Raw genomic sequence first — 22822 nt, forward strand, 5'->3', positions numbered from 1 at the left:
ATTAGAGCATAAAAGTAATCTAAACGCTGCAAGTTTTTTACGCTAGATAATAGATGACAAAGAAGAGGCAGAACAAAGCAACGTTTCGCCAAGTCACTAGAAAGAGTGACGAAGAAAAAAGAGTGATAAGAAAAAAGAAAGCGCTGATCTCTCAACCAACGCTTTACTTAAGCTAGATTAACCTTTGGTTAATTAACCGATATTCTTACGAGCATTTTGGAACATACGCATCCAAGAGCCATTTTCACCCCAACCTTCCGGAGCCCAAGAATTTGCAACTGTGCGGAATACGCGCTCTGGGTGAGGCATCATGATAGTTACGCGACCATCTGCTGTTGTTAAACCGGTAATCGCGTTTGGCGAACCATTCGGGTTGTTCGGGTATTGTTGTGTTGGGTTACCGAGGTTATCCACGTAACGAACCGCAACCGTACCTGATGCTTCAATCGCTGCTAGGTGCTCTGCATCACGTACTTCTACACGCCCTTCTCCGTGGGAAACCGCGATTGGCATACGCGAACCAACCATGCCGTCGAAGAATACAGAATCAGATTTCTGAACTTCAACTAGACTAAAGCGCGCTTCAAAACGCTCAGATTCGTTGCGCACAAAACGTGGCCACAAGTCTGCACCTGGGATCAGCTCTTTCAGGTTTGATAGCATCTGACAACCGTTACATACACCTAAAGAGAACGTCTCTTCACGGTTGAAGAAGGCTTGGAACTGTTCACGAGCTTGTGCGTTAAACAGGATAGACTTAGCCCAACCTTCACCCGCACCTAGTACGTCGCCGTAAGAGAAGCCACCACAAGCTACTAGGCCATGGTATTCATCCAGTACCGCTTGGCCTGTTAGGATATCGCTCATATGGATGTCGGTTGCTTCAAAACCAGCTCGGTCAAACGCTGCTGCCATTTCGACGTGGGAGTTAACGCCCTGCTCACGTAGAATTGCCATCTTAGGTTTAGCACCTTTCGCAATGTACGGTGCTGCTACGTCTTCATTTACGTCGAAGCTGAGCTTAACGTTTAGACCAGGGTCAGAGTTGTCTTTCTTAGCTTCGTGCTCTTGGTCTGCACACGCTGGGTTATCACGTAGACCTTGCATCTTATGCGTTGTTTCAGCCCAGATAACGCGTAGTTCGGTACGTGAACGTTCAAGCACAACTGCATCACCAGAAGTGATAACAAAGTCGTCTGAAGCTTCAACAGAACCAATCACATGTGAGCATGCCTCTAAGCCGTTTGCCGCCAGAGTAGATAGAACTGAATCTAGATCATCATTCTTAACTTGAACAACCGCACCTAGCTCTTCGTTAAATAGAACGGCTAGCGCATCGTCACCCAGCTCTGCGATGTTCGCTTTTACGCCACAGTGACCCGCGAACGCCATCTCAGCCAGTGTAACAAACAGACCGCCGTCGCCTTTATCGTGGTAGGCCACTAACTTGTCATCACGTACTAACGCTTGCATTGCATCAAAGAAGCCTTTTAGCTGCTCTGCATTATCTACGTCAGCAGGTTTGTCACCCAGCTGTTTGTATACTTGTGCCAATGCTGTCGCACCTAAGCGGTTTTTGCCGTTACCCAAGTCAACAAGAACTAGAGAAGTATTTCCTTTGTCAGTGCGTAGTTGTGGAGTCACGGTCTTACGTACGTCTTCCACACGACCAAATGCCGTGATAACTAGCGACAGTGGAGATGTGACTTCTTTGCTCTCGCCGTTTTCTTCCCACTTGGTTTTCATCGACATGGAGTCTTTACCAACTGGGATAGTCAAACCTAAAGCAGGACACAATTCTTCACCAACCGCTTTCACTGCTTCGTAAAGACCCGCATCTTCACCTGGGTGACCCGCTGGAGACATCCAGTTCGCAGACAGTTTAATGTGTTTAATATCACCGATGTCTGTTGCCGCAATGTTAGTTAGTGACTCACCAACGGCTAGGCGAGCCGATGCTCCAAAGTCTAGTAATGCCACTGGCGTGCGCTCACCCATCGACATTGCTTCGCCATGGTAAGTGTCGTAGCTTGCCGCTGTTACTGCGCAGTTTGCTACTGGTACCTGCCAAGGGCCAACCATTTGATCACGAGCAACCAGACCCGTTACTGTTCGGTCACCGATAGTAATTAGGAATGTTTTTTCTGCAACAGCAGGAAGACGAAGTACGCGATCCACCGCTTCATTAAGCTCAATACCATCACGAACAATGGCAGGGCTTTCCACTTTTAGTGTGGTTGCGTCACGGTGCATCTTCGGTGGCTTACCAAGCAGGATATCCATTGGCATATCGATTGGCGTATTGTCGAAGTGAGAATCTTCTAGCGTTAGATGACGCTCTTCTGTCGCCACACCCACCACTGCATACGGTGCGCGTTCACGCTTACAGATGGCGTCGAATGCTTCCATGTTTTCTGGCGCTACCGCTAGAACGTAACGTTCCTGTGATTCGTTACACCAGATTTCCAGTGGGCTCATGCCCGGCTCATCGTTTGGTACATCGCGTAATTGGAACTTACCGCCACGCTCACCGTCGTCGACAAGTTCAGGCAATGCGTTAGAGATACCGCCTGCACCCACATCGTGGATAAATGCGATTGGGTTGTCGTCGCCTAACTGCCAACAACGGTCGATCACTTCCTGACAGCGACGTTCCATCTCTGGGTTTTCACGCTGTACTGAAGCGAAGTCCAGATCTTCTGCTGACTGACCAGATGCCATGGAAGATGCCGCACCACCACCAAGACCGATGTTCATTGCCGGACCACCAAGTACGATTAGGCTCGCACCCACAGGGATCTCTTTCTTCTGTACGTGTTCATCGCGGATGTTACCCATACCACCAGCAATCATGATTGGTTTGTGGTAACCACGAATTTCTTCACCCGCATGAGAAGTGACTTTTTCTTCGTAAGTACGGAAGTAACCCAATAGATTTGGACGACCAAATTCGTTGTTGAATGCCGCGCCTCCTAGAGGGCCTTCAAGCATGATGTCTAACGCATTTACAATACGACCCGGCTTGCCGAAGTCGGTTTCCCATGGCTGTTCAAAACCAGGAATACGTAAGTTAGAGGTTGTAAAACCAACCAGACCCGCTTTTGGCTTACCGCCGATACCCGTCGCGCCTTCGTCACGGATTTCACCGCCTGAGCCAGTCGATGCGCCCGGCCATGGAGAGATTGCCGTTGGGTGGTTGTGCGTTTCTACCTTCATCAAGATGTGCGTATCTTCATGGTGGTACGTGTATTGACGAGATTTAGGGTCAGGGAAGAAACGCCCCGCTTTAGAACCTGTCATAACGGCTGCGTTGTCTTTGTATGCAGACAGTACATAGTCAGGTGTCGTTTCAAAAGTGTTTTTGATCATTTTGAACAAAGACTTAGGTTGATCTACCCCGTCGATAGTCCAATCTGCGTTAAAAATTTTGTGGCGACAATGCTCTGAGTTCGCCTGAGCAAACATCATCAATTCAATGTCGTTTGGGTTACGCCCAAGCTTAGTAAAGTTCTCTACCAAGTAATCAATTTCATCTTCTGCGAGTGCCAAGCCAAGGGAAACGTTTGCCTCTTCAAGCGCAAGACGACCGCCAGCTAAGATATCAACATGTGCGACAGGCTTAGGCTCTGCAACAGTAAACAATGCTGATGCGGCTTCAAATTCTGTGAATACTGTTTCCATCATGCGGTCGTGAATTAACGCTTTAACAGCGTCAGCTTGAGCTTCTGAGAGAACAACTGAAGATTCGACATAATAAGCCGTACCACGCTCTAGACGTTTTACTTTATCCAAGCCACAGTTAACAGCGATATCGGTAGATTTAGAAGACCAAGGCGAGATAGTGCCAGGACGAGGCGTGACAAGAAGTAGAAGACCTTCAGGCTCATGCTCTTCGATGGTTGGACCGTAAGTTAGTAACTTTTCAAGTTTTTCTAACTCTTGGTCATCAAGGTCTGACTTTAGATCGGCAAAGTGCATAAACTCGGCATAAATGCCAGTTACAGGCAGATCTTGTTCACGACAAAGTTCCAGTAGTTTATTAACACGAAACTCAGAAAGAGCTGGGGAGCCACGCAAAATTCTCATGTGCTTAGGTCTCTTATGCAATTGATTAAGGTGATATTGGAATAAATTCAGACACTTAAAATAAGCCCTGTCGAACCTATGCCGATTCCACCTCGTCATTGCGAGCGCATTATATAGTAATTGTTTTTGTGATGTAACACCAAAAGCAACCGTTTGCGTCATTTTTTTTGTCAAATTTGAATTACAACTAAAATGTCGATAAAACACACAATGTCACGTTATAAGTGTGTGATTCACTTTGCCCCATGAGCTCGCTTTGATATAAAGGCAAATAGAAATTTTCCAAGATGTACCTATTAATGCAAATAAGTCACTTCAACCGGCTCAAGCGCAGTGCTCTAATTTTAGTTTCTGTTCTTTTGCTCTCAGCTTGCCAGATTGAGTCGGAGCCCAAAAGTGAATTTGAAAAAATTCAAGAACGTGGTGTGCTTCGTGTTGGCACGCTAAACAATCAGCTTTCCTACTACATAGGTCCCGATGGTCCCGCAGGGTTGGATTACGAATTGGCGCGTCAGTTTGCGGAACAGCTCGGCGTCAAACTCGAGATTAAACCAGCCTTTCGCCAGGCTGAGCTTTTTCCTGCTCTTAAGAAAGGAGATATCGATATCATCGCTACGGGTTTAAATCAAACGTCACAAGCAGTCAAACGATTTAGACCAGGCCCTGCCTATTATTATGTAAGCCAACAAGTGGTATATAAAAAAGGGCAACTTCGACCACGTGATATCGAACAACTCATTGAATACCAAGCCTCGAAAGACGACGAGTCCGACGAAGATACAAATGCAGGCGCTCAAACATTAAAGATCGTTGAACAATCGCAATATGTTCCGACCCTAACAGCGTTAAAGAAGCAGTATCCAGAACTTCAGTTTGAAATTGTTGGTGATGCTGACACGAGAGACTTACTCAAATACGTATCGACGGGTGAGTTACGTTTTACTGTGACTGATTCGGTGGAACTTTCCCTTGCTCAACGCCTTTACCCCGATCTTGCGCTCGCGTTTGAACTTACAGAAGATCAACCAGTATCTTGGTTTACTCGACGTTCTGAAGACGAAAGTTTGTATGCGATGCTGATAGAGTTTTTCGGTAACATCAAACAATCAGGAGAACTGTCCACCCTCGAAGAAAAGTACATTGGTCATATTGAAGCATTTGACTACGTTGATACTCGCGCATTCATTCGAGCTCTGGATGACAAATTGCCTAAATGGGCACCTTTATTCCAAAAATACAGCGAAGAGTTCGACTGGCGCTTAATTGCAGCATTGGCTTATCAAGAGTCACATTGGAAACCAACAGCAAAATCGCCAACGGGTGTTAGGGGGATGATGATGCTTACTCTGCCAACAGCGAAAAGCGTCGGGGTAACAAACCGTTTAGACCCTGAGCAATCTGTTCGTGGTGGTGTCGAGTACTTACGTCGCATTGTAGGTCGCGTGCCTGATAGCATCAACGAGCATGAAAAAATATGGTTTGCGTTAGCTTCATACAATATTGGTTACGGCCACATGATGGACGCACGACGACTCACCAAAGCACAAGGTGGCGATCCGAACGCTTGGGCCGATGTAAAAGATAGGCTGCCTTTACTGCGTCAGAAGCGCTATTACAGCCAAACTCGCTATGGGTACGCCAGAGGCGATGAAGCGCGTAATTACGTAGAAAATATTCGACGTTACTACCAATCCATCATTGGTCATGTCAGCCAACAGCCAGCGATTGATGAGAATAGCGATGACTTGCAAGTGATTCCGCCGCTCAACCCCGACATTTTGATATCGGGCGCAGTAGAGACCGTCGTAGAACAAGTCTCTGGCGCTTCTGACGTCACGGTTGAAGAAGACACCGAACAAGAAAGCATTGAAGAATAAACCCGCGGTAAACTAAAAAATGACGAGCCTATGAAGCTCGTCATTTTTGTTGAGTCCTAACGAAAACTTATCTAGACTCCAATATTCTGAGTGACACCAACCACACTCAACCATTCCTTTGGTTGGTCGCCTTTTCTTCATCGTTAGTAAAACTGATTGCTTTGTAACAGATTACTTTACAACCACATGGTTTAGCTCACTTGATGAAGCGGCGCTTTCGGCTACACTCTGCCGAAATAACGTCACTCCTATTATTAAGCATCGTATTGAAATTGTTTGCTGGCTCTGTGCAATGCAGAAGTCAAATGAAGAACGTTTAAACCATACAATGTTTAGTGCGATTATCGAGCCTATTGCCAAGCATCGATGAGCCGCACTTTACTGGTATAAGTCTTGTCTGCAGGAGGTTTTGAATATGAGAAGACGTAGAGTGCAGTCAAAGCGTTTAAATAACACAGTAGCTGCTATCCGACGTAAACGTAAACTGACATGTATGAAAAAGAAAGTAAGTTCACGTAATCGTGTTTTTGTACATTTAGTCAATCACTAGTGCGTCCAAGCAAACATCTACCACGTTGTAGGTGTTTGCTAGCCCTCACTACTCCTACTACCTTGTTCGCTCTCTCCATTTTCTAATGCTTTTTGTGCTTGCTTCTTCGCTTTAATTTCCTTTCGGCGGCGCTTAAAAAACGCTTGTAGCTGAGTACGGCACTCATCTTCTAGCAGCCCCTTTTCAATTAAGGCGTAATGGTAAGCGGCTTGACTTTCAAACAAATTAAGCACTGTTCCTGCTGCTCCAGCTTTTAAATCTGGCGCTCCAAAAACAACCCGCTTAACGCGGCTATGCAATAAGGCTCCGGCACACATTGGGCATGGCTCAAGTGTTACATATAACGTCGTATCCAGAAGGCGGTAATTTTCTAGCTTTTGGCCTGCTTTACGCAGTGTTTGGATCTCAGCATGTGCGGTAGCGTCATGGGTGCCAATAGAGCGGTTCCAGCCCTCAGCGATAATTTCACCATCTTTGACAAGCACTGCACCGACAGGTACTTCCCCCTCAGCTTCTGCTTGCTCAGCAAGCTCCATCGCTCTGCGCATAAACAATTCATCTTGAGGGGTAAACGGATGGTTAGACAAAGGAGGCTCCAAAGAAACAAAAATGATTGAAGTCGGGAATTTTATCACCAACTTCGGTTTCACTACAGCGACACATCACGGGACAAAGTTTGCAACTCCAAAAAACTAGTTACAAGACCTATCGATGTTCGTTGTGCGAGAACAAAAAAAGCGCAGATCGAAGACCTGCGCTTTTCGGCTGCCAATTAGTGGCTTTCACACCCTACACGTTTTTACATGGTGTAAGTGTAAGGAGCTTGAATGCCTAGTGGGATACCTACCATCCAATAAGCAACTAGGAAGATAGACCAACCGATCAGCATTGCGATCGAGAATGGCATCATTAGTGACGCAAGCGTACCGATACCAGCCGACTTCACATAACGCTGACAGTAAACCACTACAAGAGGGAAAAATACCATTAGAGGCGAAATGATGTTCGATACAGAGTCACCCACACGGTAAGCCGCTTGAGACAGCTCAGGCGAGATACCAACCGCCATTAGCATTGGCACTAAGATTGGACCAATTAAAGCCCATTTTGCCGATGCCGAACCAATAAGTAGGTTTACAGACGCGGTTAGAAGGATCATACCGATGATGGTCACTTCACCTGGTAGGTTCATCGCTTTTAAGCCTTCTGCGCCATACAACGCTAGCATCGTACCGATGTTTGACTGAGCAAATGCAGATAAGAACTGAGCACAGAAGAACGACATTACAATGTATGCGCCCATGGTTGACATGGTGTCAGCCATCGCTTTGATAATGTCGTTGCTGGTCTTGAACGTTCCAGACACTTTACCGTAAACGTAACCAGGAATGATAAACAGAATAAAGATCAGCGGAACGATAGACTTCATGATCGGTGCTGAGAAGGCCGTAATTTCACCTTCAGGCGAGCGTAGTGCTGATGTTTCTGGAATTAACGCTGCAACAAGTAAAGCAATACCCGCCATCATTGCCCAACCTGCATAACGGAATGCTTTTGATTCCAGTTCAGTAAATGAACCTAGGTTTGGCGCAGTTTCCGCATCGTCATCAATTGGCATTTTTGACAAACGAGGCTCAATGATTTTTTCTGTCACGTACCAACCAATCGCTACAATAATGATGGAAGATAGGCCAGTAAAGAAGATGTTCGCTAATGGGTTAACCACGTATTCAGGATCAAGAACCTGCGCCGCAGTTTGCGTAAAGCCTGCTAGTAGTGGATCTATACCTGAAGGGATAAAGTTTGCAGAGAAGCCACCAGATACACCTGCAAATGCTGCCGCAATACCTGCTAGAGGGTGACGACCTGCCGCATGGAAAATAATACCGCCAAGAGGAATAACCAGAACATAGCCTGCATCTGCCGCAGTATGCGATACAATGGCAACCAAAATAAGCATTGGAGTAAGAAGCTTAGCTGGCGTGAAGTTCAGCATCTTCTTAAGACCCGTCGTAATAAAACCCGAAGAATCTGCAACACCCACACCTAGCATTGCGACAAGTACGATACCCAGTGGCGCAAAGCCAGTAAACGTCGTCACCATATTAGCAAGGAAACTTGCTAGCGCTTCGCCCGTAAGTAAGTTGGTGATAGTAAGAGCTTCGCCCGTTCGAGGGTTTGGAAGATCGAATGATACATTCGACAAAAGTGCTGACGCCGCCCAAGTAATGATCAATGCCCAGAAGAACAAAATCGCAGGATCAGGAATTTTGTTACCTGTCCTCTCGATAAAGTTTAAAAAGCGCTCCATCCCGCTCGGCTTCGATGATGGTGCCTTATTTACAGCTTGGTTACTCATGGTAACTCCATAGTGAATGATGTTGGTGCCAAGGCCTATTTGAATAATTATAACGACCTACTATCCAACGAGTATTCTAGTAAACACTAATGGAGAAAGCACAAGGTTCTAGATTTTTTTTCATAATTGGAGACATATTTTGCAAAAACACCACTTCAATTAAACATAATAAAAACAGTAGCACATCAACTCGATTAACAGTTCAAAAACCATTTATTAACCGTGACAAATCCGGTATCAAACAGGAATTACACCCGCATTTGTCTCAGCCCATGTATGCAATTGAACTTAGTTTTCGAATTCACTGTACTGTGAAATCATAGTTTTCAGCTGAACGGATTGCGTCTGCCCCATTCTATCTTCCCAACTTGTTGTGATGATGATCGTCTTTAGTGAACCTGATACAGTAGCAGGTGGCACATCCCACTCCACCGTGTACGCTCCAGTGGCGGAAGATCCTGTCACGATAGAGGCAAAACTGGCAGTAGAAATCGTAGAAAGCGCATCCGAAGCACCACGCGTTCGGAACCATTCAAGCTGGTTCTCTGTTAGACGCAGTGCTTCAATACTTTTTATGGCATATTCGGATTCGCGTTCTAGATACACGTTTAGCTTAGTTAAACCTAGAGCCCCAACACCGATAAGTAGAAAAGAAATTAGAACTTCAAGAAGGTTAAAACCTTTTTGTTTAGAGATCATTCCAGGAGCCTCGCTGCCACTTTAGTTTCTCAATGTACTTGCCGCTCTTTCCACCATTGTAGGCAGGTATCAAAGATCCATTTAATTTTATAGTTCTATCTTCTGCATCTAACCCTATCCCGCCATCAAGCTTCAATGAACCATCTAGCAAAAAAGCATATTTATTAAAGTCATTATTAATATCATGCTTGTGAAAAGAAGTAGGGATTACACCTATATCATTTTTAGAATCAAAAAGATCAATCCATATTTCTTTAACATCCAACACAGTTGGCTTTGAAAGGTATTGGTAAAGAAGTCCATCAAAATAACTCATACTTTGACTGTAGAGAACACCATCATAAATAATAAGCTGAATAGCATTATCTACAGGCTGAGTAGTAGAACCAAAAATGTTTCCTGATATTGCGCAACTGCCATCGACCCAAAACCTTCGTTTTCCAGCAGCGTAAGCATTAGCTAACTTAGTATGGCATGACTTAACCCAACCTTTAGGTGTCTTACCGCTAGCAATTACAACGCCAACAGGATCCGCTTTAATCTCGTTTTTGAGTTTTGCTACATTAACTGCGTTGAAATCCATAGTGAATAAGTCTTTGAAAACCGAAATATTTGCAACATTTTCTTTGATATCTTCATTTTTATTCGAAGTGCTAGTAGTAGCTAGGTAGGTTGGACGTTTGGTTTCTTCAAATAAATTGGATTTGTGCGAATTCTTACAAGTAAAGTTAGGAGCCCCTAAAATCCCAGTAGCATGACTACTGACTGAACTGTCCACCGTCAGAAAGTGCTCATCAGAACCACTTACACTTGCTACATAACTCACGGTTCCACCAGCAATAATAGATGTACACTCACTGTCAGACGACAAACCTTTTGCTTTAGGGACAAAGTGCATTGAGCCAGTAAGCTCTACCGACGCACTCGTTTTTAGTACAGCACCAAGGCCGTTCCCTGTCGAAATTATCACTTTACTTAAATTTGTATTTCCCTCTTTAGATGTAACCAAATATTCATAATCGCTGAGTTTTTTTATCGTAGTAGATACTGTACAGCCTAGTAAAGTAATTGTTCCGGAAGGAGGAAGAACTAACATCTTCTCCTTTATTTGTGCAAAAGCACATTCCAGTCCTCCTTCAGCCTTCCAATGTTCTTGTCGAGCTTTTAGTTCATTCTGAGCCACTTTTAATTGAAAAAATACTCCCTTTGATGATGCGAGAGATGTAATCAAAGCAAACAATAATAGTATGGATGTTACTAACAACGTCGTGTACCCAGAACATCCAAATTTAGATCTCATTGCCAATTCCTTTGCTTAATTGAAAACTCTGCAACTTGATTAATTACGCCATCTACAGTTTGTAAAGCCAAAGTAACATCCGTTACAGCGCTAATATTTGTGCCATTCGTTACGACATCAGAATTTACTGTAAAACTCGTCACTTGAAAAATATCTTCATCAAATAAAGAACGACAAAAATCCACACCATCAAAAGACAGTATTTTGGCTTGGGATACTACGCCATTTTCACAGATTACAAGTTTGCTATCTCGCTTCTCATACTTAATATTTCTATAGTTTTTATTTAGCGGAGAGTCATCTCTAAAATAAACAAAACCAATAGAAGATGCACCACTGATTGTAATTGTTTCCAAGGCTCCGGATAATTTAAGAGACATACCATGACCACCATCATAACCAGCCCTTTGAATATCTTCTTTCATAACAGATAAAGTGATATTAAGACTTTGCAATAAATTTAGCTCTAAGCTTTTTTCTTTTGCTGTTTTTTGTAAACTCAAGAATATAGAGCCCACTACACTAAGAACAATTAACCCAATTAAAGAACTAATCATTAATTCAATTAAAGAGCTACCTATTTGATAGCGTTTGTTAGCACTGACGGTAATCATATAACTTCGCTCCAGAATTACTACAAATCTTAATCCTCCCAGGAGGGTTTGAGATCTTTGCTTGTAGTTTTATGTTTTGAGCATTGGTTGGGAAAAACTCTATATTTCCTCCTTGGGGCCGTCCACGGACCTCATCGAAGCTTATTTTTTGATTATCGTAACTGTGCTTCAAAGATAATTCAGAGTATGCGGAGCCGGAAAGGTTTAAGATTACTCCCCCTGAGCCGCTAGATGAGTCAGTTAACTGTAGAGACCATGCCCCTTGACTGACAACAACGTTTTTAGCCATGGAGAAATGTATATATAACTTTTGATTTCTCATTACCGCCTCGGACTTACTTTGGCTTAGAAAACCAGCTAATTCAGTTGCCAATCGCTGCATTTGCACAGTTTGTGAAACACGGCTAAAGCTTGGAGCTGCAAACGCCAATATAATACTCAGTACAGCAACAGTAATAAGAAGCTCCAACAACGTAAACCCGCGAGGCATTTCCCAAATTCCTATGTAAACGGCAAAAGGGCCGTAATTCATCTTGCACAGATGCTATCACCTGCCAAAAATAGGCGGAAAAGTGAAAAGGAAACTACTCGTGATGATTCGAATTTCTCGTTGTAACGGCTACAAAAAAGGATTGAGAGGGATGACATTGATCGAATTACTGGTAGCTGTAGTGATTGTCGGGATCATTGCTGCAGTCGCATACCCCTCTTACACTAATCATGTAATCAAGTCTCATAGGACGGTTGCCTTGAGCGATCTTAGTCGAATTCAGCTAGAGCTAGAGACATCTTATGATGGTGGGTACGACTGGAGTCATATTCTCTCTGGAGGCACATGCACTCTATGTGACTCAGACACAAATAGATTTTCTTTCGATATTGCGAGCTCTGCAAGTACGGCCTATACCATTACAGCAACAGCAAAATCGGCTCTGGGACAAGACGACGACGAGTGCTTGACTGGTTCTAAAACGATTACTTTAACGTCAACAAATGTCGAAGAACCAAGTGATTGCTGGAATTAGGAAGAACACCGAGATGCAAAAAGGCCTGCATTTTAGCAGGCCTTTGTATTTGTGCTTTTCACTAACGTCTTAGCTGGTTAAATCATCAAAGAACTTTTTCACACCGTTGAAAAAGCCTTCTGATTTAGGCTTGTGCTTTGTCGCCGCTTCACCACCACAAGACTCTTCAAACTCTTTGAGCAGTTCTTTTTGGCGTGAGCTTAGGTTTACTGGTGTTTCAACAACCAACTTAACAATAAGATCACCAACACCGCCACCGCGAACGCCTTTCACACCTTTACCACGCATACGGAACATACGACCTGTTTGCGTTTCTGAAGGCACTTTTAGGCTTACGCGACCATCTAGGGTTGGTACTTCAACTTCACCACCTAGAGCTGCCATCGCAAAGCTTACTGGCACTTCACAGTATAGGTTGTTGCCATCACGCTCGAAGATATGGTGCTCTTTCACGTGCACTTGTACATACAAGTCACCCGCTGGTGCTCCCATTTCTCCCGCTTCACCTTCGCCAGATAGACGAATACGGTCGCCAGTATCAACACCTGCTGGGATCTTAACGTTAAGTGTTTTTGTTTTCTGCTTACGACCTTGACCATGACACTCATTACAAGGGTCTTTAATGATTTTACCTTTGCCGTGACAGGTAGGACAGGTTTGTTGCACTGCGAAGAAGCCCTGGCGCATCTGTACTTGACCATGACCATGACAGGTACCACATGTTTCAGCAGATGAACCTTTCTTCGCGCCACTACCATCACAGGTATCACAGTGTACTAGTGTCGGTACTTCGATCTCTTTCGTTACACCACGAACCGCTTCTTCTAGCGTCAATTCCATGTTGTAACGTAGGTCAGCACCTCGCTGGGCACGGTGGCCACCACCGCCACGACGACCACCACCAAAGATGTCACCGAATACATCGCCAAAGATGTCGCCGAAATCAGCACCGCCGCCGCCAAAGCCGCCGCCACCGAAACCACCGCCGCCTTGTTCAAAAGCTGCATGACCGTATTGGTCGTACGCCGCTTTCTTTTGAGGGTCGGTCAGAACTTCGTACGCTTCTTTTACTTCTTTAAACTTGTCCGCCGCAGAATCATCACCCTGGTTTCGGTCTGGGTGGAATTTCATCGCTAGACGCTTATACGCCTTTTTGATATCGCGCTCTGAGGCATCACGGCTTACGCCTAATACTTCGTAAAAATCACGTTTTGACATGTTCTTCGTCACCAGTTAATTACTACAAACGGCATCGATTCACCGCTTGGTGTTTGTATCGTTCTAGGTAAGTGCACTTGTCTGCAACATACTTAACTAGAAAGACAGCGTTTACAAACAGACGGGCGTAAGAGTTGCCCCAAACGCCCGCACACGAAGTCTTATCGACCCCAGATGGCTATGCAGCCATCTGGTTAAGAAATATTATTTCTTGTCGTCTTTAACTTCTTCGAACTCAGCATCTACAACGTCGTCTTCTTTAGACTGTGCACCTGCGTCAGCACCTTGTGCTTGCTGCGCTTGAGCTTGTTGTTGAGCGATTTCCATCAGCTTTTGAGAAGCAGTCATTAGTGCTTGAACTTTAGCATCGATAGCTTCTTTGTCTTCGCCTTTACGTGCTGTTTCTAGCTCAGAAATTGCTGCTTCAATCTTCTCTTTCTCTTCTGCAGGTAGCGCTTCACCAGCTTCTTCTACTTGCTTACGAGTACCGTGAATCATTTGGTCAGCTTGGTTACGTGCAGTCGCTAGCTCTTCGAACTTCTTGTCCGCTTCTTTGTTAGCTTCTGCTTCTTGAACCATTTTCTCGATGTCTTCATCGCTTAGACCGCCAGAAGCTTGGATAGTGATCTTCTGCTCTTTACCAGTCTGCTTGTCTTTCGCAGACACGTGTAGGATACCATCCGCATCAAGGTCAAACGTAACCTCGATTTGTGGCATACCACGTGGTGCAGGCTGGATGCCTTCTAGGTTAAATTGGCCTAGAGACTTGTTGTACATCGCTTGCTTACGCTCACCTTGTAGAACGTGGATAGTTACCGCGCTCTGGTTGTCTTCCGCTGTAGAGAAAACTTGGTTCGCTTTAGTTGGGATAGTTGTGTTCTTCTCAACTAACTTAGTCATCACGCCACCCATTGTCTCGATACCTAGAGACAGTGGAGTTACGTCTAGTAGTAGTACGTCTTTAACGTCACCAGCAAGTACACCACCTTGAACTGCAGCACCCATTGCTACTGCTTCGTCAGGGTTTACGTCACGGCGCGCTTCTTTACCAAAGAACTCAGCAACTTTCGCTTGAACCATCGGCATACGAGTCTGACCACCAACTAGGATTACGTCAGTGATGTCGTTTACTGATAGGTCAGCGTCAGCTAGAGCTACTTTTAATGGCTCAAGAGAGCGTTGTACCAGGTCTTCAACTAGAGATTCTAGTTTTGCACGAGTCACTTTAATGTTCATGTGCTTAGGACCAGTTGCATCTGCAGTAACGTAAGGTAGGTTTACGTCTGTTTGAGAAGTAGAAGAAAGTTCGATTTTCGCTTTCTCTGCTGCTTCTTTAACACGCTGCATTGCTAGTGGGTCGTTTTTAAGGTTGATGCCTTGCTCTTTGTTGAACTCATCAACCAAGTAGTTGATTAGACGGTTATCAAAGTCTTCACCACCTAGGTGAGTATCACCGTTAGTTGCTAGAACTTCGAATGTTTTCTCGCCTTCAACTTCATCGATTTCGATGATTGAAATATCGAATGTACCACCACCAAGGTCGTATACCGCGATAGTGCGATCGCCGCCTTTCTTATCAAGACCGTAAGCTAGCGCAGCTGCTGTTGGTTCGTTGATGATACGTTTAACTTCTAGACCTGCGATACGGCCAGCATCTTTTGTCGCTTGACGCTGAGCATCGTTAAAGTAAGCAGGTACTGTGATAACTGCGCCAGTTACTTCCTCACCAAGGAAGTCTTCAGCAGTTTTCTTCATTTTCTTAAGAACTTCAGCAGAAACCTGAGGAGCTGCCATTTTTTGGCCTTTCGCTTCTACCCAAGCATCACCGTTGTCAGCCTTAACGATTTTGTAAGGCATGATTTCGATGTCACGCTGAACTTCTTCGTCTTCAAAACGACGACCGATTAGACGCTTAATTGCAAATAGCGTGTTTTCTGGGTTAGTTACTGCTTGACGTTTCGCTGGTTGACCTACTAGCGTCTCACCGTCAGTGTAAGCAATAACCGATGCAGTAGTACGTTCGCCCTCTGCGTTTTCAATTACACGTGGTTTGTCGCCGTCTAATACAGCAACACATGAGTTAGTAGTACCTAAGTCAATACCAATGATTTTACCCATCTGGCTATCTCCGAATAAATTCTATTTTCGTTTGGTTATAACCCCAATGTGGGGGGAGGAGAATCGGGTTTCAACCCTTGCTCACAAACAAAAATAATCAATGTTTGCTTCTCTATGCCACATAGATAAGGGCGGCAAAATGCTTTTCAAGGGCAGAATTAAAAAAAAGCGTCTTTTTTCGAAATTTATGTGTTTCTTTCTGATTAGTTGGGAACTCGTCACACTGCTGTAGCGCAACAAAACGTCATTTCCCAGATAAATTTATGAATGTCCGACTCTTCCTAAATAAAAAACGAGCTCATAAGAGCTCGCTTCAATATTAGGGTTAAAATAAATTATTCAAGGTATTAGGCGTTCGCTTGAGCAGGCTCAGCATCAACACCTTCTTCTTTACCTATCTCACCTTCTGTTTTTGCAACAATGGTGTTCACTGCCGTATCGCCGACAACGTTAGATGATGTACAGAACATATCATTGATACGGTCGACCGCTGCAATGATTGCTAAACCTTCAGGTGGTAAACCTAGCTGGTGAAGCAAAACGCCTACCATTACCACGCCACCCCCAGGAACGCCGCCCGCACCAATAGATAACAGAAGAATAGTTAAGCCAAGTGTGAAGATGTCTGCGGTGTTAATTGGCTGGCCAAAAGCGTTCGCAACAAACATCGTTGCTAGAGCAATATAGATAGACACACCAGACATATTCATCGTTGCGCCCAGTGGTACACCGAAGCCAGCAACCGATTTAGAGACCTGAAGCTTTTCTGTCAGTGTGCGCATCGTTACCGGGATAGTCGCGTTTGAGCTCGCGGTAGATAGAGAGAAAAGAATCTGCTCACGAGTTGCACGTAGGAAAGTCTTTGGAGAGGTTCCTGTCGCAATACTCACTGCCATTGGGTAGAAGAAGAAGATCCAGAACACCAACATCGCAACCACCAAAGCCACGTAACCGGCAACGGACATTAATGTATTGGCGTTTAGCGTTGCACCTAGTTGAATCATTAGTGCGAACACACCATATGGTGCAAGACTCATCACTAATCCAACCAATTTCATCATGATTTCATTTGCCATTTTGAATGTGCGAATAGCTGGGCCACCACGAGAATCCAAAGCTTGAATTGCAAGCCCCGTCAAAATTGCCATAAAGATGATTTGCAACATGTCGCCGCTAGCAAACGCTTGTACAGGGTTGCTAGGAACAATGTTAACAACTAAAGAGAAAATGTCCGGCGTCTCTGTCGTTGTCAGCTGTACAGCCTCAGATACCGTTCCTGCTAGATTAGCGCCCGCTCCTGGCTGGAAGATCAAGCCGACAGTCAAAGCCGCCGTAATCGCAATGATGGTGTTAAGAATGTAAAGGGTAAAAGTTTTTCCACCAAGACGACCAAATGCACTGATGTCTTTCAAGTCAACAATGCCGCATACGATTGAAACGTAAACTAAAGGAACAACAAGCAATTTGATCAGTGAGACGAACATGCCGCCAACACCTTCTGCTGCTCCAAGTAGGTATGTATCAAAAATCGCAATACCGCTAAATAAGTACTGAATTGCTGTCCCCAGCACAAGGCCGGCAAACAAGCCTATAAAAATCTTACTAGAAAGCGATTTATCCATTATAAATCTCCGATATGTTGTGTTTGCTATTTACATTTTTGTAGTTATATATGCTTACTTTTAAAGCATTAGTCGCAAATCATACACACCGAAGTTACAAAATAAAGTGATAATTTACATTTTTGTTAACGAAATTATTTTAGAAAAAATGACTATATTTACATTCCTATGCAGAATAAACATTCACACAGCGAATGATTACAATCACTTATAGTCCTTTCCGTTAATAAACACGCAGCGAGATGAGAGAAAATCTCCTATAGGAAAATAATTAACCAATAGGAAAAAATATGAAGGGGATCAAATTTTCATTTATCGATATACAACGAAGTTCGATGCAGTCATTTATGTTTAAAACAAAAAAGCGCCCATCAAAAATGATGGGCGCTTTTATATTTAAAAAAAACAGGTAGTTAAAGTTACTTAGCAACCATTACCATTGCCGGACGAATCACACGGCCGTTTAGTTCGTAACCTTTTTGCATAACAAACATAACAGTGTTTGATTCATGATCAGGGCTCTCCTGAATCGACATCGCTTGATGGAACTCTGGATTGAATGCTTCACCTTCAGGGTTGATTGCTTTCAAGCCAAATTTCGCGACAACGTCTACAAACGTTTTATGTGTTAGTTCAACGCCTTCTAGGAACGGCTTCACAGTTTCATTCTCTGTATCTGCCGCTTGAATTGCACGCTCTAGGTTATCAATAACAGGAAGCAGCTCTTCTGCAAACTTGTTCAACGCAAACTTACGTGCTTTATCGATCTCTTGCTCAGTGCGACGACGCATGTTTTCTACTTCAGCTTTAGAACGCAACACCGCATCTTGTTGCTCTTTTACTTTTGCCTCGCTAGACAATAGTGCCGCTTCTAGTTGAGCAATCTTAGCGTCTGTCTCATCACCAAGCTCTTCAAGCTCAGCTTCAACTTCTTGTGCTTCAGCTTCTACTTTTTCAGCCTCTTCGATGATTTGATCAAGCTCTTCTTCTGTAACTTTGTTTTCTTCGTTGCTCATGATATCTCCAGAATTCAACATAATGCCCTTAAAGCCATGCGCGTTTTTGCGGGCTTTAACCACATAAAAATTCGCATATTTAGGTGACTTGCCATTATTATGGGGATGAAGATTCCTGATTCAAGCCTCTTTAATGCGGAAATGCTATGAAAAATCCATGTAACGTGATCGCGATTATCGGAAAACCAAGAGATCAACAAGCAATTCAAACTCATAAAGAGTTGTACCAATGGTTGACCTCTGAGGGCTATAAAGTATTCATTGACGATCGCCTTGCCGCAATACTGGATGATATCCCACAGAGTCAGTTTGCTAGCTTAGTTGAACTAGGAAAAAATGCCGATCTAGCCATTGTGGTTGGTGGCGATGGCAACATGTTAGGTGCGGCAAGAATTTTATCCCGATTTGATGTGCCAGTTATAGGCGTGAACCGTGGAAATTTGGGCTTCTTAACTGACTTGAACCCAGACGACTTCCAAGCGTCTCTGCAAGCGGTACTCGACGGTGAGTATATTGAAGAGGAACGTTTTCTTTTAGAGGCGGAAGTACACCGCCACGGACAAATAAAGAGCCATAACGCTGCGCTAAACGAAGCCGTACTTCACCCAGGGCAAATTGCTCATATGATTGAATTTGAAGTGTACATAGATGAAAGCTTCGCCTTCTCTTTACGGGCCGACGGTTTGATTGTCTCCACTCCGACTGGCTCGACGGCATATTCACTTTCTGGCGGCGGCCCAATTCTTTCTCCTAGCTTGAATGCCATTTCACTCGTGCCAATGTTCCCTCATACATTGTCGAGTCGACCTTTGGTGGTTGATGGAAAACGTCGAATTAAATTGGTGGTATCACCAGAAAACCGTGGAACACAAGAAGTTAGCTGTGATGGACAAGTCTCGCTTCCAGTTACCCCTGGCGACGAAATTCACATCTATCAAAGTCCAAATGTACTAAAGCTCATCCATCCAAAAGACTACAGCTACTATCACGTCTTACGGAATAAGCTTGGCTGGTCTAGTAAATTGTTCTAACACTTGTTACTCAGGGCAATAACTTCAATAAAAAAGCCAGCAGCTCAATTGCTACTGGCTTTTGGCTTTCTTAGACAAGAAATAGACACAAAGTAGTGAGGCGACACGATATTTGTCATCATTAAAGAGAAGCTTATAAATTTTGATCCTGTGGGCAAACTTTACACAAAAGATAGAAAAGCAAATTCAATGATCTATGTCCGGTGATATTCTCACCATGAATAGAGTATTAACTCTATTTCATAAAATCAATAAAGGACATATTATGAAGAAAACCATCATTCTGTCTGTTCTCAGTACATTAGCACTTATTGGCTGCCAATCAGAGGAAACGCAAGTCAACAGTGTATCCAACGCAAAAGCGGAAGATATCACTAAGACGAAGCGTGCCCTCGCTCAACAATTGAGTGAGAACTATGCTGCCATTGAACCCATGTTGAGAAGAGATATTACTCCACAACAGACTAACGTGTCTGTATCAGCATTTGTTAAGCAAAACCCTAACTCAGAGTTCAGCCGCCAGCTTGTACAAGCTGACACTCAAATTCGTAGCTGGAAAGGTATTTCTGAATACTCAGATCAGTTGTTAGAAGTTCGCTTGGCAAATGAAGCCATGATAACAGCATGGCAAAGTGGCGAGGTCGAGCCATTATTTGCGTTTGAACCAAGTGGTGATGATGAGAATTGGCAATACATCGAAGCATTTGATGTTTATGGCAACATCCATCAACTCGATGTTTACCAGCTCCCTGAGGTACCTGTACTTGTCGTTGATAACAATAGCTCTGCAGAGCTAAAAGCAGGCTTGCAAGCTATGCAAGCTGAGATGAAAAAACTCGGTCAACCAGCTTTAGTTCAACCATATATTGCTGATGAACAACGCCAAAATACACCGTTATTGTCAAGTAGCGCAGTGGGCGAAGCGGCTCCAATTCAAACCACGCAGTTGAAAAAGATCCGTCTAGCCGATGACAAAGAACCTTGGATCTCTGGCAAGGCAGAAATCTACGCTATCGTAACGGGCGTCAATCCAAGTCGTGATGAACCTACTCTCGATTTGGTGGAGCTTCCATACTTAGACTACGATAACCAAGATTACTATCCAAATCAGATCATTATTCACTGGTCTCGTTACCGCTGGGGTGCGGCAGACATTGTGCTCATGGAGCAAGATGACGGCACAGACTATAAACAATTGGCAAAACTCCTTGTTCAAGTTGCCGAAGAAGTATTGAAAGCGATTCCAGATCCAGAAGTTCAGGCTTACGCGATTATTCCGCAAATCACGAACAAGATCATCGACACTATCCCCGATGGTGTACTCACGAATGATGATGACTTCGTCGACGTATACTACACTCTAATGCAAGACACTTCATACGTGGATCACCCAGGTGCGGGTGTGAATGCAGTCGTCACGCTAGAACCACTAACGATTAACCCAACTCGTCCGTAACCTGTTCAATTTTAATGAGTCGTTGTAATCACATCGGCTCATTTTTCCCACTTCATCACAAAAAACAGCCTACAAAGAAAATTTTCCTCACCTGACTTTACTGTATAAAGAAACAGTATATACTGTTCTCTTATACAGTATTGTTCAGTTATACAGGTAAATAAAATGCTGGCTCATCTAAGTGTTAATAATTTTGCGATTGTTAAGTCTTTACAACTCGAGCTTTCTAAGGGCATGACCACCATTACAGGTGAAACAGGCGCGGGTAAATCCATTGCTATCGATGCTTTAGGGCTCTGCTTAGGCGGACGAGCCGATGCCGGCATGGTGCGACAAGGTGAAGAGAAAACCGAAGTTAGCGCCGCTTTTTTATTGGACAACAACTTACATGCAACACGTTGGTTAGAAGATAACGATCTGCTAGATGGCAGTGAGTGTATTTTGCGTCGTATTATCACAAAAGAAGGCCGCTCAAGAGCCTTCATTAATGGCAGCCCTGTTCCACTATCACAACTCAAATCTCTAGGGCAGCTACTTATCAATATCCATGGGCAGCACGCTCATCATCAATTGATGAAAAGTGAGCACCAAATGGCCATGCTCGACCAATATGCTGGGCATTTAAACCTACTAAAAAGCACACGAAGTGCTTACCAGCATTGGCGTCAGGCAGACAATAACCTCAAGCAACTAAAAGAAAATAGCCAGCAAAACCAGGCGCAAAAACAATTGCTTGAATACCAAATCAAAGAACTAAATGAGTTATCGCTAGGTGAAGAAGAATTTGCAGAGCTCGAGCAAGAGCACAAACGACTATCCAACAGTGGTGAACTCGCCACTACCTGTCAGCAAGCCATCGAACTTATTTACGAAGGTGAAGAAGTCAATGCGCTTGGTATTTTGCAATCGGCCAATCACTCCCTAATTCAATTAGCCGAATTAGATGAAAAGCTATCTGAGCTACCTAACATGCTGTCAGAAGCGATGATTCAACTTGAAGAAACGAAGAATGAATTACGCAGCTACTTAGATGGCATCGATGTTGATCCAGCTCGTATGGCTTATGTAGAAGAACGTTTTTCTAAAGTGATGTCTGTAGCTCGTAAACACCACGTAATGCCAGAAGAACTCTACCAGCATCATCAAGATCTTCTGGCCCAAGTAGAAGCGTTAGATTGCTCCGATGAACGTTTAGATGAACTTGCTCAAGAAGTAGAACACAAGTACCAAAGCTTTCTAACACAAGCAGAAAAACTGCACAAATCACGCAGCCGTTACGCAAAAGAACTGAACAAACTGATCACACAAAGCATGCACGAATTGAGCATGGAGAAAGCAGTATTCAGTATCGAAGTTAGCAATGACAACACGCACCCATCGCCGCTTGGCATGGACAGCGTGTGCTTCTTAGTATCGACCAACCCGGGACAACCATTGCAACCTATAGCAAAAGTTGCGTCAGGCGGTGAGCTATCACGTATCTCTCTAGCTATCCAAGTGATCACCGCTCAGAAAGTAGATACACCAAGTTTAATCTTCGATGAAGTGGACGTAGGTATTAGTGGCCCAACAGCTGCCGTAGTGGGCAAAATGCTACGCAAGCTTGGCGAATCTACTCAAGTATTGTGTGTCACTCACCTCCCTCAAGTTGCCGGATGCGGCCATCAACAAATGTTTGTTGCTAAGCAAACCAAAGCAGGCCAAACCGAAACCCAAATGCACGCATTAGATGAACAACAACGTGTGGCAGAATTAGCTCGCTTACTTGGTGGTAGTCAAATAACCGACTCAACGTTGGCAAACGCAAAAGAACTGCTTATCGCCGCTTAATAAATCGACAAGGGATGAGAT

General features: G+C 44.1%; 16 protein-coding genes. 5 read left to right on the forward strand and 11 right to left on the reverse strand.

Annotated features, from left to right (window positions below; genetic code table 11):
- Positions 1-192: 192 nt before the first annotated feature.
- Positions 193-4086: a phosphoribosylformylglycinamidine synthase gene (gene purL / locus R7P74_RS11885; RefSeq protein ID WP_318122865.1), complete on the reverse strand. Its 3894-nt coding sequence runs from the start codon at positions 4084-4086 to the stop codon at positions 193-195.
- A 299-nt stretch (positions 4087-4385) separates the two neighbouring features.
- Here purL and mltF point away from each other — a divergent pair, with 299 nt between their 5' ends.
- Entirely contained in the window at positions 4386-5963 is a 1578-nt protein-coding gene (mltF, locus tag R7P74_RS11890; protein WP_031777268.1) for a membrane-bound lytic murein transglycosylase MltF, read from the forward strand.
- 588 nt (positions 5964-6551) lie between these two features.
- On the opposite strand, the gene tadA is transcribed toward mltF, so the two are convergent.
- From tadA to R7P74_RS11920, 6 genes are all read right to left on the reverse strand, one after another.
- Positions 6552-7061 carry a tRNA adenosine(34) deaminase TadA gene (gene tadA, locus R7P74_RS11895; RefSeq protein ID WP_416153106.1) on the reverse strand — a complete coding sequence of 170 codons (510 nt, stop codon included), beginning with the start codon at positions 7059-7061 and terminating at the stop codon, positions 6552-6554.
- A gap of 251 nt (positions 7062-7312) precedes the next feature.
- A complete protein-coding gene (locus R7P74_RS11900) occupies positions 7313-8872 on the reverse strand; it encodes an AbgT family transporter (protein ID WP_005383758.1) in 1560 nt (519 codons plus the stop codon).
- 288 nt (positions 8873-9160) lie between these two features.
- Positions 9161-9571: a type IV pilus modification PilV family protein gene (locus R7P74_RS11905; RefSeq protein ID WP_031780848.1), complete on the reverse strand. Its 411-nt coding sequence runs from the start codon at positions 9569-9571 to the stop codon at positions 9161-9163.
- Positions 9561-10871, reverse strand: a complete 1311-nt coding sequence (locus tag R7P74_RS11910; RefSeq protein WP_262634293.1) for a hypothetical protein — start codon at positions 10869-10871, stop codon at positions 9561-9563. Before R7P74_RS11910 ends, R7P74_RS11905 begins: the two co-directional genes overlap by 11 nt.
- Positions 10868-11485: a PilW family protein gene (locus tag R7P74_RS11915; protein WP_005383755.1), complete on the reverse strand. Its 618-nt coding sequence runs from the start codon at positions 11483-11485 to the stop codon at positions 10868-10870. The genes R7P74_RS11910 and R7P74_RS11915 overlap by 4 nt, the downstream gene beginning before the upstream one ends.
- On the reverse strand, positions 11466-11975 hold the full coding sequence (locus R7P74_RS11920; RefSeq protein ID WP_031780847.1) for a GspH/FimT family pseudopilin: 510 nt from the start codon (positions 11973-11975) through the stop codon (positions 11466-11468). Before R7P74_RS11920 ends, R7P74_RS11915 begins: the two co-directional genes overlap by 20 nt.
- A gap of 103 nt (positions 11976-12078) precedes the next feature.
- Here R7P74_RS11920 and R7P74_RS11925 point away from each other — a divergent pair, with 103 nt between their 5' ends.
- Entirely contained in the window at positions 12079-12510 is a 432-nt protein-coding gene (locus R7P74_RS11925; RefSeq protein ID WP_017820588.1) for a type IV pilin protein, read from the forward strand.
- Between the two features lie 69 nt (positions 12511-12579).
- On the opposite strand, the gene dnaJ is transcribed toward R7P74_RS11925, so the two are convergent.
- The 4 genes from dnaJ to grpE form a co-directional block, all read right to left on the reverse strand.
- Positions 12580-13728, reverse strand: coding sequence for a molecular chaperone DnaJ (gene dnaJ / locus R7P74_RS11930; protein WP_005381620.1), 1149 nt, complete (start codon positions 13726-13728; stop codon positions 12580-12582).
- 204 nt (positions 13729-13932) lie between these two features.
- Positions 13933-15846: a molecular chaperone DnaK gene (gene dnaK, locus R7P74_RS11935; RefSeq protein ID WP_005381623.1), complete on the reverse strand. Its 1914-nt coding sequence runs from the start codon at positions 15844-15846 to the stop codon at positions 13933-13935.
- A gap of 347 nt (positions 15847-16193) precedes the next feature.
- Positions 16194-17468, reverse strand: a complete 1275-nt coding sequence (locus tag R7P74_RS11940) for a dicarboxylate/amino acid:cation symporter (protein ID WP_005381625.1) — start codon at positions 17466-17468, stop codon at positions 16194-16196.
- 419 nt (positions 17469-17887) lie between these two features.
- Positions 17888-18484, reverse strand: coding sequence for a nucleotide exchange factor GrpE (grpE, locus tag R7P74_RS11945; protein ID WP_021034134.1), 597 nt, complete (start codon positions 18482-18484; stop codon positions 17888-17890).
- A 146-nt stretch (positions 18485-18630) separates the two neighbouring features.
- On the opposite strand from grpE, the gene nadK reads away from it, so the two are divergent.
- From nadK to recN, 3 genes are all read left to right on the forward strand, one after another.
- Positions 18631-19515, forward strand: coding sequence for an NAD(+) kinase (nadK, locus tag R7P74_RS11950; RefSeq protein WP_005381631.1), 885 nt, complete (start codon positions 18631-18633; stop codon positions 19513-19515).
- A gap of 265 nt (positions 19516-19780) precedes the next feature.
- Positions 19781-20971, forward strand: a complete 1191-nt coding sequence (locus tag R7P74_RS11955) for a DUF3103 domain-containing protein (RefSeq protein ID WP_005383752.1) — start codon at positions 19781-19783, stop codon at positions 20969-20971.
- Positions 20972-21136: 165 nt separating this feature from the next.
- Positions 21137-22801 carry a DNA repair protein RecN gene (gene recN / locus R7P74_RS11960; RefSeq protein WP_005383750.1) on the forward strand — a complete coding sequence of 555 codons (1665 nt, stop codon included), beginning with the start codon at positions 21137-21139 and terminating at the stop codon, positions 22799-22801.
- Positions 22802-22822 lie beyond the last annotated feature (21 nt).

It is taken from the genome of Vibrio sp. 2033 (genome assembly GCF_033339735.1).